Raw genomic sequence first — 14,208 nt, 5'->3', positions numbered from 1 at the left:
GCGTGACCTTGCCCTGACTTTGGTCTAGATCAAAGGGGACCCTCGCATCTGCCTGGCTGGCGCCCGGCAATCCCCAAGGAGACCGCCATGAAATTTTTTGTCGACACCGCTGACATCAAGGAAATCAAGGAACTCAACGATCTGGGGCTGCTCGACGGCGTCACCACCAACCCCTCGCTGATCCTGAAATCGGGTGGCAAGATCATCGAGGTCACCAAGCAGATCTGCGACATCGTCGAAGGTCCGGTTTCGTCCGAGGTCGTGGCGACCGAGTACAAGGACATGATGGCGGAAGCCAAGGTGCTGGCCAAGATCGCGCCGAATATCGCCATCAAGGTGCCGCTGACGCTCGACGGCCTGAAGGCCTGCAAGACCATCCGCACCGAGATGGACCGCATGGTCAACGTGACGCTCTGCTTCTCGGCCAACCAGGCGTTGCTGGCCGCCAAGGCCGGCGCCTCCTTCATCTCGCCTTTCGTCGGCCGCATCGACGACACCGGCTCGGACGGCATGGAGTTGATCTCGGAAATCAAGCAGATCTACGAAAACTATGATTTCAAGACCGAGATCCTGACCGCCTCGGTGCGCACGGTGAACCATGTCAAGCAGGCCGCGCTGATCGGCGCCGATATCGTGACCGCGCCGCCGGCCACGCTGAAGGCGCTGGTCAATCATCCACTGACCGACAAGGGCCTCGCCGCCTTCCTCGCCGACTGGGCCAAGACCGGCCAGAAGATCGGCTGAGGCCGGCTCCCGTGAAACCTGAAAGGCCGGGTGACCGGCCTTTTTAGTTTCAAACGGTGCGCCAAGGTGTGTCGAGATTCAGGTCAGGCCGCGCCGAGGACGGTGGCTTCCGAGAACCGGAGCGGAGCGTACTGAAGTACGTGAGCACCGGAAGCGCAGGGAGCCGCCGTTCGCAGGCCGGCCTCACCTGAATATCGGCACAGCTCAGGCTTTCTTGCCATGCTTGGCTAGATCCTGCGCGATCGACAGCCGCAGCAGATCGGCAAGCTCCCGTGCAGCGCGGTTCTCGGCGTCGATCTGTGCGCGGTAAGCCGCGAATTCCTGGCGCGGCCGGTCGAAGGACGAGGGGATCGAGCGCTTGCCGACGGCAATCACCGTGTTGGTCGCGGTATCCCTGAGCACGTAGTTGGCGGTCAGCGTGACCGTGCCCGCCGTCGGCTCGTCTTCCTGGGTCTGCACCTGCACGATGGCCGCCGATTCGACGAGCTCGGTGACGCCGAGATCGAGCGTGTAGGCCGGCGCGGCCGGCTCGCCCGAGCCTTGCCCGAAGGCGAAGATCAGATTGTTGCGCACCTGCTGCGCGTAGCGGGTATTGACCGGCTTGATCGAGATCGAGCCGAGCTCGGCGGAGGCGCTGAGCGATCCGGGCGACAGCGGCTGGCTGGAATAGAGTGGCCGCACGGTGCAGGCCGAGACCAGCGCCAGCGCGGCGACCATGCCGCAGAGCGCCAAGCGGCCGCGCAGGCGGACCACATCTGACTTCACCGGATCAGGCAACGACATTGACGATCCTCTGCGGCACGATGATCACCTTGCGCGGAGCCTTACCTTCCAGTGCTTTTTGCACGAAGTCGAGAGCCAGCACCGCTTTTTCGACGGCACCTTGATCCGCGTCGCGAGCAATTGTCAAATCCCCGCGCTTCTTGCCGTTGACCTGCACCGGCAGCACGATCTCATTGTCGACGACGAGCGACGGGTCGTAGACCGGCCAGGGCCGCTCGGCGACCATTTCGGCGCCGCCCAGCTCCTGCCAGCATTCCTCCGCCAGATGCGGCATCACCGGCGCAATGATGTGCACCAGGATTTCCACCGCCTCGCGGCAGGCGCCCTTCAGCGCGTCGTCGGCCTTGCCTTCGGCAACGTCGGCGAGCGGCGCGGCCAGCGCATTGGCGAGCTCGTAGATGCGGGCGATCGCACGGTTGAAGCCGAGCTTCTCGATATCCTCGCCGACCGCCTTCAGGATCTTGTGCGCCGCCTTGGAAACGGCTCCCGCATCGCCATCCTTCGCCGCCGCCGGCTTCACGCCGGGCAGTTGCTCGGCCGCGATCTGCACCAGGCGCCAGATGCGCTGCACGAAGCGGTGCGCGCCGGCCGCGCCCTCGTCGGTCCATTCGACGTCGCGCTCCGGCGGCGAGTCCGACAGCATGAACCAGCGTGCCGTGTCGGCGCCGTAGCCGTCGGTGATCTCTTCCGGGCTCACCGTGTTCTTCTTCGACTTCGACATCTTCTCCAGCGCGCCGACCGTCGCCTCCTCGCCGGTGGCGATCTCGACGGCGCGGCGCTTGCCGTCGACGTCCTCGAACCTGACCTCGCTCGGCGACAGCCAGCGTCCATTGTTGGAAGGGCCACCGACGCGGTAGGTCTCGTGCACCACCATGCCCTGCGTGAACAGCCCCTTGAACGGCTCGGCCAGATTGAGGTGCCCGGTCTCGCGCATGGCGCGGGTGAAGAAGCGCGAATAGAGCAGGTGCAGGATCGCGTGCTCGATGCCGCCGATATACTGGTCGACCGCCAGCCATTCGTCGGCCGCTTTCGGCTCGGTCGGCTCGTTTGCCCACGGCGCGGTGAAGCGCGCAAAATACCAGGACGAATCGACGAAGGTGTCCATCGTGTCGGTCTCGCGCCGCGCATCGCGGCCGCATTGCGGGCACTTCACATGCCGCCATGTCGGATGACGGTCGAGCGGGTTGCCTGGGCGGTCGAACTCGATGTCGTCGGGCAGCTTCACCGGCAGGTCGGCCTTCGGCACCGGCACGACGCCGCAGGCCTCGCAATGGATCATCGGGATCGGGCAGCCCCAGTAGCGTTGGCGCGAAATGCCCCAGTCGCGCAGGCGGAAATTCACCTTGCGCTCCGCCATCGGCCGGCCGCCGATGCTTTTCTGCTCCAGGAGCTTTGCCACTTCATCGGACGCCCTCTCGGGCTTCATGTCGTCGAGGAAGCGCGAATTGATCATCACACCGTCGCCGTCATAGGCCTCCTCGATGATCTGGAAGCTCCCCTGGTTTTCGCCTTCCGGCATCACCACCGGAATCACCGGCAGGCCGTATTTGTTGGCGAAGTCGAGGTCGCGCTGGTCGCCCGACGGGCAGCCGAAAATGGCGCCGGTGCCGTATTCCATCAGCACGAAATTGGCGACATAGACCGGCAGCGTCCAGTTCTCGTCGAACGGATGGACGACGCGGATGCCGGTGTCGAAGCCCTTCTTCTCGGCCGTCTCGAGCGCGGCCACCGAGGTGCCCATGTGGCGGACCTCCTCGATGAACTTCGCCAGCTCGACATTGTTCTCGGCGGCTTTTCTCGCCAGCGGATGGTCGGCGGCGACCGCCATGAAGGAGGCGCCGAAGATGGTGTCGGGCCGGGTCGTGTAGACTTCCAGTTCGTTCGTGTCGCCGACCGGCTTTGCCAGCGGCCAGCGGATCAGCAGCCCTTCCGAGCGGCCGATCCAGTTGTGCTGCATCAGCTTGACCTTTTCGGGCCAGTCCGCGAGTCCGTCGAGCGAGTCCAGCAGATCCTGCGCGAAGTCGGTGATCTTGAAGAACCATTGCGTCAGCTCGCGCTGCTCGACCAGCGCGCCCGAGCGCCAGCCGCGGCCGTCGATGACCTGCTCGTTGGCGAGCACCGTCATGTCCTCCGGGTCCCAGTTGACCTTGGAGGATTTGCGCGTCACCAGCCCCTTCTCGACGAAGTCGAGGAACAGCATCTGCTGGCGGTGGTAATAGTCGACGTCGCAGGTGGCGAACTCGCGCGCCCAGTCAAGCGACAGGCCCATCACCTTGAGCTGCTCGCGCATGACCGCGATGTTTTCGTAGGTCCAGTCCTTGGGGTGGATCTTGTTCTGCATGGCGGCGTTTTCGGCCGGCATGCCGAACGCGTCCCAGCCCATCGGGTGCAGCACGTTAAAACCCTTGGCGCGCTTGTAGCGCGCCACCACGTCGCCCATCGTGTAGTTGCGGGTGTGGCCGATATGGATCTTGCCCGACGGATAGGGGAACATCTCGAGCACGTAGTATTTCGGCTTCGGATCGTCGTTGCGGGCCTCGAACAGCTTCTTTTCGGCCCAGGCCTTCTGCCATTTGGGCTCTGACGTGCGCGGATTGTATCGTTCGGTTGCCATCGGATGTTTTTCACTTAAAAGCAGGTGCGCGGTGCTGGATTTAAGGCGTGTCGATATTCAGGTCAGGCCGAGCCGAAAATGGCGGGTTCCGAGAACCGGAGCGGAGCGTACTTTTCGTACGTGAGCACCGGAAGCGCAGGAAACCGGCATTTGCAGGCCGGCGTCACCTGAATACCGACACGCCTAGGCCGGCAGCCGAGACAATGTCGTCGCGGTGTTCACCATGGATTGCCGGACCCGTCAACTGCGGCGAGCGGGCCGGCCATGAAAACTATGGGCAGGATGGTGGCATGACGAACGCCGTAGAGCAGCTTCACGCGGTCAGGGCGAAGATCGCGAATGCCGAACGCGAGGCGAAGCGAGCGGCCGGCGCCGTCACGCTGGTGGCGGTGTCGAAGACCTTCGCGGCCGAGGACATCCGCCCCGCCATCGAGGCAGGCCAGCGCGTCTTCGGCGAGAACCGCGTGCAGGAAGCGCAAGGCAAATGGCCGGCGCTGAAGGCGGCATTTGCCGATATCGAGCTGCACCTGATCGGCCCGCTGCAATCCAACAAGGCCAAGGAAGCGGTGGCGCTTTTCGACGTCATCGAGACGCTCGACCGCGAGAAGATCGCCGCTGAGCTTTCAAAAGAAATGACCCGGCAGGGCCGGGCGCCGAAACTCTATGTCCAGGTCAACACCGGCTCCGAGCCGCAAAAAGCCGGCATCGAGCCGCGCGAGGCGGTCGCCTTCGTCAAACGCTGCCGCGACGTGCATGGTCTCGCCATCGAAGGCCTGATGTGCATCCCGCCAGCCGATGAAAACCCCGGCCCGCATTTCGCGCTGCTGGAAAAGCTCGCCCGCGAGGCGGGCGTCGCGAAACTTTCGATGGGCATGTCCGGCGACTACGAGACCGCGATCGCCTTCGGCGCGACCGGCGTGAGGGTCGGGTCGGCGATTTTCGGCAACCGGTGACGCCGTCACCCGCTACCTTTCGCTGGAGTTGATTGATATTCCGCTGCGCGCTATATCTAGCCAAGCTAGCTAGTGGCACTGCACAGTGATATTGACCGGTCGGCTCTGTTTGCGTTGGCAGGTGGCATGCGTTGGAGATTGGCCGAAACGCCCATCGCGATCGTCATTCTAGGGCGGAGCAGGAGCGAAGCTCCGTCGCGAAGACTCTGGAATCCATGCCGTTACCTTCGCCAAGGAATGCAACGGAGCAAAATTCTGCACCGCGGCGGCGCTTCCAAGTCACGGAATGGATTCTATGGTCTGCGCGCGTCGCTTCGCTCCTTGCTCCGCCATAGAATGACGAGGTTGAGGCGGCTTCAACCAATCCCCGGCGTTTGTGCTGATTTCACGGAAATGAACGGAAAATCTTGCACCAAGACAAACGGCAACCTTTCAAAATCCCCATGTCGGGGAACCAGGAGCTGCGGATGAACTGGCATCTTCAGGACGCGAAGAACAATTTTTCAAAAGTGGTCCAGCGCGCCCGCACAGAGGGGCCGCAGACCGTGACGCTTCGCGGCGAACGGGCAGCGGTCGTGCTGTCCGCCGAGGACTACGACCGCCTGGCCGGGAAGAAAAAATCGCTCGCCGAATATCTTCTGACCGGCCCAGGCTGGGACGATGAGTTTGATAAGGAAATCACCCGCCGCCCGGATACGATGATCCGGGACGTCGACTTCTAATGTATCTGCTCGATACGAACGTTGTTTCAGACGTACAAAGGCGGCAACCGAAACCAACCGCCTGGCTGGCTTCGGTTGATCCGACCTCGATCAGTCTCAGTGTGATCACCATTGGTGAGATCGAACGTGGGATCGTCAAGCAGCGCAAGACCGACCCCGACAGGGCAGCCCGGCTTGACGTCTGGCTGCGGGAACTGCGCCGAGACAATACGGACCGCATCCTGGCGATCACGGAAGAGATCGCCCTCGCGTGGGGCCGCATCACGGCGGGACGTACGCGAGGGAACGCCGACACCCTTATTGCAGCGACCGCCCTCGTGCACGACCTGATCCTGGTCACTCGAAACGTCGCTGACTTCGAAGACGTGGGCGTGACGGTCGTCAATCCCTGGGAAGTCTGACGTTTCAAGATCCGCTGATTGGCAACTTCACATCAAGTTGACCACCGCGCTTGCGCCAGAACTTGAAACGAAACGGGCCGTTCCTATTTGCTTGGTGCACATTCACTCCTTTCTCGGGGAATCTCACCATGCGTTATAATCAGCTCGGCAACACCGGCCTGTTCGTTTCCGAACTCTGCCTCGGCACCATGACGTTCGGCGCCGCCGGCGAGAATGCCCAATGGGGCCTGATCGCCAGTCTCGACCAGAAGGGCGTCAACGAGATCGTCGGCCGCTCGATTGCCGCCGGCGTCAATTTCTTCGACACGGCGGATGTCTATTCCTTCGGCCAGTCAGAGCAGCTGCTGGGACAGTCGCTCAAGGATCTCGGCGTGAAACGTTCGGATGTTATCATCGCCACCAAGGTGCATGGCGCCATGGGCAGCGGACCCAACGAGCGCGGCTCCTCGCGCGGCCACATCATGGATTCGGTCGACGGCAGTCTGAAGCGGCTGCAGCTCGACCATATCGATTTATACCAGCTCCACGGCACCGACACGGTGACGCCGATCGACGAGACGCTGCGCGCGCTCGACGATCTGGTCGCCAGCGGCAAGGTCCGCTATGTCGGCGTCTCCAACTGGCAGGCCTGGCGCGTCGCCAAGGCGCTGGGCATCGCGGAGCGCAAGGGCTTCGCCCGCTTCGAGACCATCCAGTCCTACTACTCGATCGCCGGCCGCGATCTCGAGCGCGAGATCGTGCCACTGATCAACGAGGAAAAGCTTGGCCTGATGGTCTGGTCGCCGATGGCCGGCGGGCTGCTTTCCGGCAAATACGGCCCCGGCGCGCCCGGCAATGGCGAGGGCCGCCGCGCTTCCTTCAACTTCCCGCCGGTCAATGAGGACCGCGCCTGGGCGGCGGTTGCCGTCATGCGCGAGGTCGCCAGGAAGCACGATGTCAGCGTCGCCACGGTAGCATTGAGCTATGTGCTGGCCAAACCTTTCGTCATGAGCGTCCTCATCGGCGCCAGCCGCATGGACCAGATCGAGCAGAACCTCGCCGCGACCGGCTTGAAGCTCGATGCCGACGACCTCGCCAGGCTCGATGAGGTAAGCGCGCTGCCTGCCGAATATCCCGGCTGGATGCTGGAGCGGCAAGGCGCCGGCCGGCGCCCTGCGCCGTTCGTGCCGAAGGCGTAATTCCGCTCAAGCAGACAGGTCGGAGCCGCGTGCCACTAGCGCGCGGCTCTTTCCTCATTCAGAGACGAACGGTTTCCGCGAGGAAGTCGAGGAAGGCTCGGACGCGGGCCGGCAGATGCTTGCCCTGGCCGACATAGACGGCATGCGTCGGCTCCTCGTCGCCGGGATTGAACTCCTCAAGCAACGGCACGAGCAGCCCGGCGGCGATGTCGGGTTCGACATGCCAGCGCGCCAGCCGCGCTATGCCGGCTCCTGCCAGCGTCGTTCGCCGCATCGCTTCGCCGTCGGTCAGCGACATGTTTCCGACAATAGGCATGATGATCGATTTGCCCGTCGCATCGACAAACGGCCAGCCCTCTATGTGCCTGGCGAAGCCGAAGGCCAGCATGTTGTGGCGAGCGAGGTCGGACAATGCGCGTGGCCTGCCGCGCGCTGCAAGATACGCAGGCGACGCGACCAGGACCATCCGGCTCTGGCCGAGCTTGCGCGCAACCAGACGCGACTCGCGCAGCGGCCCGGCGCGGATAGCGACATCGGCGCGCTCTTCCAGAAGGTCGATGACACTGTCGGTCAGCACGGCTTCGACGAAAATCTCGGGATAATTTTCCAGGAAGCGCGGCAAGAGCGGCATCAGCCGGTGCTGGCCGAACGGCACATAGGAGTTGACCCTGAGTCTGCCGCGCGGCGCAGCGCCCGCCGCCGCTTCACGCTCGGCCGCGTCGAGATCGGCGAGGATGCGCAGGCCGCTGTCATGGAAGGCAGCTCCTTCCGGCGTCAGCTGCAGCTTGCGCGTCGAGCGGCTGATCAGCCGCGCGCCAAGCCGCGCCTCCAGCCGCGCGATCAGCTTGCTCACCGCCGACGGCGTCATGCGCAAAGCCCGCGCCGCGGCCGAGAAGCTGCCCGCCTCGACCACGCGGACGAACACTTCGATCTCGCCGGAGCGGTTGATGTCCGGTCTCGCCATTCGTGAATCTATTTCACAGAAAATATGCCCGATGCAAGGCTGGTTCACAACCTGGCGGATCACGATCTTCCGGTCCGGGCGCGGGACTTATTGCGTCCTTCAGCACAAACGGACGATCGCCATGCCTCTTGCTCTTTATGCCCTTACCGCCGGCGCCTTCGGCATCGGCGTCACCGAATTCGTCATCATGGGCCTGCTGCTCGACGTCAGCGCCGATCTCGGCGTCTCGATCTCGGCCGCGGGCCTGCTCATTACCGGCTATGCGCTGGGCGTCGTCGTCGGCGCGCCGCTGCTTGGCGCCTTGACCGGACGCCTGCCGCGCAAGACCTTGCTGCTTGCCCTGATGGTGGTCTTCACCGTCGGCAACCTCGCCTGTGCGCTGGCGCCCGACTACTGGACGCTGATGGCGGCGCGTGTGCTGACCGCCTTCGCCCATGCCTCCTTCTTCGGCGTCGGCTCCGTCGTGGCCACCAGCCTTGTCGCGCCCAACCGGAAGGCCTCGGCAATCGCACTGATGTTCACCGGCCTTACCGTCGCCAACATCCTCGGCGTGCCCTTCGGCACCTGGCTCGGCCAAGCCTATGGCTGGCGTTCGAGCTTCCTGGCCGTCACGCTTGTCGGCGTCATCGCCTTTGCCGTGATCGCGCTGCTGGTGCCGCGCGACCAGCCCGCAGCCACGGAGGAAGAGGAGACCTCCGAAGGCACGCTCGCGGTGCTCGGCCGCCGGCCGGTGCTGCTCGGCCTTTTGACCACGGTGCTGAGCTGGGTCGGCGTCTTTGCGGCCTTCACCTATCTGGCGCCCAGCCTCACCCGCGTCACCGGCTTTTCCGAGTCAGCTGTCTCGCCGATCCTGCTGGTCTTCGGCGGCGGTCTGGTGGCGGGCAATCTGCTCGGCGGACGCCTCGCCGACCGCCATCTGGTGCCGACGGTTATCGGCACGCTGGTCGCGCTGTCGGCGGTGCTGTTCGTCATGGCCGCTGCGATCCACCAGCCCATTGCAGCGATCGTCGCCGTCGGTCTGCTCGGTGCCGCAGCCTTCGCCACCGTCGCGCCGCTGCAGATGTGGGTGCTGGACAAGGCCGAGGGCGCCGGCCAGGGCCTGGCCTCCTCCTTCAACATCGCCGCCTTCAACCTCGGCAACGCCATCGGCGCCTGGCTTGGCGGCTTCGTCATCGATCACGGCCCCGGCCTCGGCGCCGTCCCTCTCGTTGCCGGCCTGGTGCCGCTCGCCGCGCTCGGCGTCGTGCTCATGGCGCTGCGCCTCGAACGCGGCCGGGCGATCGGCAAGCCGGTCACGGCGCAGTGTTGATCGGCTGAACTCCGCCTTCAACGTCCCAAGGAGAAAAATCATGGAATATAGATCTCTCGGTGCCTCCGGCCTGAAAGTGCCCGCGCTTTCCTTCGGCGCCGGCACTTTCGGTGGCTCCGGCCCGCTGTTCGGCCACTGGGGCAACAGCGACGCGAAGGAAGCGCGCCGGCTGGTCGACATCTGCCTGGAAGCGGGCGTCAACCTCTTCGACACGGCCGATGTCTATTCGAACGGCGCTTCGGAGGAGGTGCTGGGCGAGGCCATCAAGGGCCGCCGCGACGCAGTGCTGATCTCGACCAAGACCGCGCTGCCGATGGGCGATGGCCCGGCCGACTGGGGCTCGTCCCGCTCGCGCCTGATCCGCTCCGTCGACGCGGCGCTGAAGCGCCTCGGCACCGATTATATCGACTTGCTGCAGCTCCACGCCTTCGATGCCTCGACGCCGGTCGAGGAGGTGCTGTTGACGCTGGATCACCTCGTGCGATCCGGCAAGCTGCGCTATGTCGGTGTCTCCAACTTCTCCGGCTGGCAGGTGATGAAGTCGCTCGGTCTGGCCGACAGGCACGGCTACCCGCGCTATGTCGCGCATCAGGTCTACTATTCGCTGGTCGGGCGCGACTATGAATGGGAGCTGATGCCGCTCGGCCGCGACCAGGGCGTCGGCGCATTGGTATGGAGCCCGCTCGGCTGGGGCCGGCTCACCGGCAAGATCCGTCGCGGAAAACCCTTGCCGGAAAAGAGCCGGCTGCACGGCACCGCCGATTTCGGCCCGCCGGTCGAGGACGAGCATCTTTTCAAGGTGGTCGACGCGCTGGAAGCGGTCGCCGCCGAGACCGGCAAGACCGTGCCGCAAACCGCCATCAACTGGCTCCTGCGGCGGCCGACCGTGGCATCGGTGATCATCGGCGCGCGCAACGAGGAGCAGCTCCGCCAGAATCTCGGCGCCGTAGGCTGGGAGCTGACGCCGACGCAGATCAAGGCGCTCGATGAAGCAAGCGCGGTGACGGCGCCTTATCCGTACTTCCCTTATCGCCGCCAGGAAGGTTTCGCCCGGCTGAACCCGCCGGCGGTGTAACTAAGTCGCGGCCGTCCATATCCAGGGCGATCATGAAACTTATGCGATTAGCCGCACCCTTGCGAGCTTCGTCATCCACGGGCGGAGCAGCCGCGCGCTTCGCTCCTTGCTTCGCCGTGGATGACGAAGCGAGGGGCGTTTCCGCCAAACACTCTGCGCCGCCTCAGTGCACCAGAAACTCCCCATCCAGCTTCCGCCACTCGTTCGGCGCGATCAGCTTGTGATGCGTATAGGTGACCGAATGCAGCGGGCCGTCGAGCTTGGTCTTCCAGAACTCGATGAAGCGGATCAGCACCGGGAATTCCGGAGCTAGGTCGTAGTCCTGCCAGACATAGCTCTGCAGCAGATGCGGATGGTCCGGGAAGTGGTAGAGAATCTTGGCCGTGGTCAGCCCATAGCCCCTGAGCATCAGGTCCATTTCGGAATGGTCATGCATCGCAGCCCCTTACGGTCGATCTCCTTTCCTCCCAACGCCGGATTCTGCGCCCGGTTGCTTAACTGTCTATTGATTTTCGCATACCAGACCCGAGTTTTCCATCGAAAAAACAGTTGGTTAGCAGCCTTTGAACGCGAGTGCTGACAGCGCTTCGGCATGCCCCTGCGTCATCCCGCCACGCGAATCCAACGTCTAATGTTGCCGTCGCCGCGGAACTGTTAATAATGCCCGCGAATTCGCGGCCGCTTCGCCGCGATGCCGCCGGCGGCGCAAGCCGGTGGATGGTTCGGGAGGAAAGCAAAGAAATGTCCGATGTGCATGTCCACCGCGTCCAGCCGGCGTGGAAGAAGAACGCGTTGATCGACAACGACACCTATCTCAAATGGTATGCCGACAGCGTGAAAAATCCGGATAAGTTCTGGGGCAAGCACGGCAAGCGCATCGATTGGTTCAAGCCTTTCACCAAGGTCAAGAACACTTCCTTCAACGGCAACGTCTCGATCAAGTGGTACGAGGACGGCCAGACCAATGTCTCCTACAATTGCATCGACCGGCATTTGAAGAAGCGCGGCGACCAGACCGCCATCATCTGGGAAGGCGATAACCCTTACGACGATCGCAAGGTCACCTATAACGAGCTCTACGCACATGTCTGCCGCTTCGCCAACGTGCTGAAGAAGCACGGCGTCAAGAAGGGCGACCGCGTCACCATCTACATGCCGATGATCCCGGAGGCGGCCTATGCCATGCTCGCCTGCACGCGTATCGGCGCGATCCACTCGGTCGTGTTCGGCGGCTTCTCGCCCGATGCGCTGGCCGGCCGTATCGACGACTGCAAATCGACCATCGTAATCACCGCTGACGAGGGCCTGCGCGGCGGCAAGCCGATCCCGCTCAAGGACAACACCGACAAGGCGATCGACGTCGCCGCCAAGGCCGGCACCAAGGTCGAGAAGGTGGTGGTGGTTCGCCGCACCGGCGGCAAGACCGGCTGGGTGCCGGGACGCGATGTCTGGTACCACGAGGAGGTGCAGACCGTTAAGGCCGACTGCAAGCCGGAGAAGATGAAGGCGGAAGACCCGCTTTTCATCCTCTACACCTCCGGCTCGACCGGCAAGCCGAAGGGCGTGCTGCACACCACCGCCGGCTATCTCGTCTATGTCTCGATGACGCACCAATATGTCTTCGACTACCATGACGGCGACATCTACTGGTGCACGGCCGATGTCGGCTGGGTCACCGGCCACAGCTACATCGTCTACGGGCCTTTGGCCAATGGCGCCACGACGCTGATGTTCGAGGGCGTGCCGAACTATCCCTCGCAGTCGCGCTTCTGGGACGTGATTGACAAGCACAAGGTCAACATCTTCTACACCGCGCCGACGGCGCTGCGCGCGCTGATGGGCGCCGGCGATTCCCATGTGAAGAAGACCTCGCGCAAGTCGCTGCGCGTGCTGGGCACGGTCGGCGAGCCGATCAATCCGGAAGCCTGGGAGTGGTATTACAACGTCGTCGGCAACGCCAAGGTGCCGATCGTCGACACCTGGTGGCAGACCGAGACCGGCGGCATCATGATCACGCCGCTGCCCGGCGCCACCGACCTCAAGGCGGGTTCCGCCACGCGCCCCTTCTTCGGCGTCCAGCCGCAGCTGGTCGACGGCGAAGGCAAGGTGCTGGACGGCGCCACCGACGGCAATCTCTGCATCGCCGATTCCTGGCCCGGCCAGATGCGCACCGTCTATGGCGACCACGACCGCTTCGTGCAGACCTATTTCTCGACCTACAAGGGCAAATACTTCACCGGCGACGGCTGCCGGCGCGACGCCGACGGCTATTACTGGATCACCGGCCGCGTCGATGATGTCATCAACGTTTCCGGCCACCGCATGGGCACGGCCGAGGTCGAATCGGCGCTGGTCAGCCACGACAAGGTCTCGGAGGCCGCCGTCGTCGGCTACCCGCACGACATCAAGGGCCAGGGCATCTACTGCTATGTCACGTTGATGGCCGGCACCCAATCGAGCGAGGAATTGCGCAAGGAGCTGGTCGCGCATGTCCGCAAGGAGATCGGCGCCATTGCCACGCCCGACAAGATCCAGTTCGCGCCGGGCCTGCCGAAGACCCGTTCGGGCAAGATCATGCGGCGCATCCTGCGCAAGATCGCCGAGGACGATTTCGGCGCGCTCGGCGACACCTCGACGCTGGCCGATCCGGCCGTGGTCGACGACCTCGTCGCCAACCGGCAGAACAAGAAGGGCTGATGACCGGCGAGGCAATCCTCGGCACCGTCAGCCAGCTCTGGCGTTATCCAGCGAGCTCGCTCGCCGGCGAGCGGCTCGATGCCATCTCCGTCGGGCTGAGGACCGTCGACGGCGACCGGCTGTTCGGACTGGTCGATGCTTCCAACGGCGAGATCGCCAGGCCCGACCGCGAGGCCAGATGGCACAAGGTGCCGCTGATCCGCACCCGGCTGAGCGAGGCCCCGGTGAACAAGGAATGGCGGCTCGAAGTGGCGGTGCCCGGCGGCGAATGGCTGCCCGCGCCGGATCCTGAAAGCGATCGCACGGTATCGGCCTTTCTCGGCTTCGAGGCCTCAATCCGGCCGTTCGGCGCGGAGGACGCGGCACCCGGCTACGCCGGCCCGCTGACCGAGGTCCGCTATCTCAAGGCGCCGATCCATCTGCTCACCACCGCCTCGCTGGCCAGGCTGAAGGCGCTGCATCCCGAAGGCGTGCCCGATCCGCGCCGCTTCCGGCCCAACATCGTCGTCGACATGGACCCGGTCGAAGGCTCCTTTCCGGAGACGGAGTGGATCGGCAGGAAGCTCGCGGTCGGCGATCTCAAGCTCACCGTCTGCGAATCCTGCCGCCGCTGCGGCTTCACCATCATCGCCCAGGACGGCTTCGACACCGACCCCGGTATCCTGCGCAATTTGGTACGCCATAACGCCCATAATCTCGGCGTCTACTGCACCGTCGACCGGCCGGCGCGGATCGAGATCGGCGCGCCGATGCGCTTGATGGACTGAA

General features: G+C 64.2%; 13 protein-coding genes. 9 read left to right on the top strand and 4 right to left on the bottom strand.

What is annotated here, in order from left to right:
• The first annotated feature begins 87 nt into the window (after positions 1-87).
• The gene (gene fsa / locus FJW05_RS17190; protein WP_140547111.1) at positions 88-744 is read left to right on the top strand and encodes a fructose-6-phosphate aldolase; all 657 of its coding nucleotides are present in this window, start codon (positions 88-90) and stop codon (positions 742-744) included.
• Positions 745-948: 204 nt separating this feature from the next.
• On the opposite strand, the gene lptE is transcribed toward fsa, so the two are convergent.
• The gene (gene lptE, locus FJW05_RS17185) at positions 949-1,527 is read right to left on the bottom strand and encodes an LPS assembly lipoprotein LptE (RefSeq protein ID WP_140634244.1); all 579 of its coding nucleotides are present in this window, start codon (positions 1,525-1,527) and stop codon (positions 949-951) included.
• Positions 1,514-4,141, bottom strand: a complete 2,628-nt coding sequence (gene leuS / locus FJW05_RS17180; protein WP_140634243.1) for a leucine--tRNA ligase — start codon at positions 4,139-4,141, stop codon at positions 1,514-1,516. Before leuS ends, lptE begins: the two co-directional genes overlap by 14 nt.
• A 290-nt stretch (positions 4,142-4,431) precedes the next feature.
• Between leuS and FJW05_RS17175 the strand changes: the two genes are divergently transcribed.
• From FJW05_RS17175 to FJW05_RS17160, 4 genes are all read left to right on the top strand, one after another.
• Positions 4,432-5,094 carry a YggS family pyridoxal phosphate-dependent enzyme gene (locus tag FJW05_RS17175; RefSeq protein ID WP_140634241.1) on the top strand — a complete coding sequence of 221 codons (663 nt, stop codon included), beginning with the start codon at positions 4,432-4,434 and terminating at the stop codon, positions 5,092-5,094.
• A gap of 467 nt (positions 5,095-5,561) precedes the next feature.
• Positions 5,562-5,816, top strand: a complete 255-nt coding sequence (locus tag FJW05_RS17170) for a type II toxin-antitoxin system Phd/YefM family antitoxin (RefSeq protein ID WP_140634239.1) — start codon at positions 5,562-5,564, stop codon at positions 5,814-5,816.
• Positions 5,816-6,217 (top strand): type II toxin-antitoxin system VapC family toxin, encoded by a 402-nt coding sequence (locus tag FJW05_RS17165; RefSeq protein WP_140634237.1) that lies wholly within the window; start codon positions 5,816-5,818, stop codon positions 6,215-6,217. The genes FJW05_RS17170 and FJW05_RS17165 overlap by 1 nt, the downstream gene beginning before the upstream one ends.
• Before the next feature lie 128 nt (positions 6,218-6,345).
• Positions 6,346-7,395 (top strand): aldo/keto reductase, encoded by a 1,050-nt coding sequence (locus FJW05_RS17160; protein WP_140634235.1) that lies wholly within the window; start codon positions 6,346-6,348, stop codon positions 7,393-7,395.
• 58 nt (positions 7,396-7,453) lie between these two features.
• Here FJW05_RS17160 and FJW05_RS17155 read toward each other — a convergent pair whose 3' ends face one another.
• Entirely contained in the window at positions 7,454-8,359 is a 906-nt protein-coding gene (locus FJW05_RS17155) for a LysR family transcriptional regulator (RefSeq protein ID WP_140634233.1), read from the bottom strand.
• 121 nt (positions 8,360-8,480) lie between these two features.
• On the opposite strand from FJW05_RS17155, the gene FJW05_RS17150 reads away from it, so the two are divergent.
• Together FJW05_RS17150 and FJW05_RS17145 are read left to right on the top strand one after the other, a co-directional pair.
• A complete protein-coding gene (locus tag FJW05_RS17150) occupies positions 8,481-9,668 on the top strand; it encodes an MFS transporter (RefSeq protein ID WP_140634231.1) in 1,188 nt (395 codons plus the stop codon).
• A gap of 40 nt (positions 9,669-9,708) precedes the next feature.
• Positions 9,709-10,743, top strand: coding sequence for an aldo/keto reductase (locus tag FJW05_RS17145; protein ID WP_140634229.1), 1,035 nt, complete (start codon positions 9,709-9,711; stop codon positions 10,741-10,743).
• Positions 10,744-10,906: 163 nt separating this feature from the next.
• Here the strand turns inward: FJW05_RS17145 and FJW05_RS17140 are convergent, their stop codons facing one another.
• Positions 10,907-11,179, bottom strand: coding sequence for an aspartate-semialdehyde dehydrogenase (locus FJW05_RS17140; RefSeq protein ID WP_140546619.1), 273 nt, complete (start codon positions 11,177-11,179; stop codon positions 10,907-10,909).
• Positions 11,180-11,484: 305 nt separating this feature from the next.
• Here FJW05_RS17140 and acs point away from each other — a divergent pair, with 305 nt between their 5' ends.
• Both acs and FJW05_RS17130 read left to right on the top strand, forming a co-directional pair.
• Positions 11,485-13,440 (top strand): acetate--CoA ligase, encoded by a 1,956-nt coding sequence (acs, locus tag FJW05_RS17135; RefSeq protein ID WP_140634227.1) that lies wholly within the window; start codon positions 11,485-11,487, stop codon positions 13,438-13,440.
• The gene (locus tag FJW05_RS17130; protein WP_140634225.1) at positions 13,440-14,207 is read left to right on the top strand and encodes an MOSC domain-containing protein; all 768 of its coding nucleotides are present in this window, start codon (positions 13,440-13,442) and stop codon (positions 14,205-14,207) included. The genes acs and FJW05_RS17130 overlap by 1 nt, the downstream gene beginning before the upstream one ends.
• Position 14,208 lies beyond the last annotated feature (1 nt).

Source organism: Mesorhizobium sp. B2-9-1 (genome assembly GCF_006439455.1).
In the GTDB taxonomy this organism is placed as follows: Bacteria; Pseudomonadota; Alphaproteobacteria; order Rhizobiales; family Rhizobiaceae; genus Mesorhizobium.
Note: the sequence above shows the minus strand (reverse complement) of the source record. Positions and strands in the feature narration are given on the sequence as shown.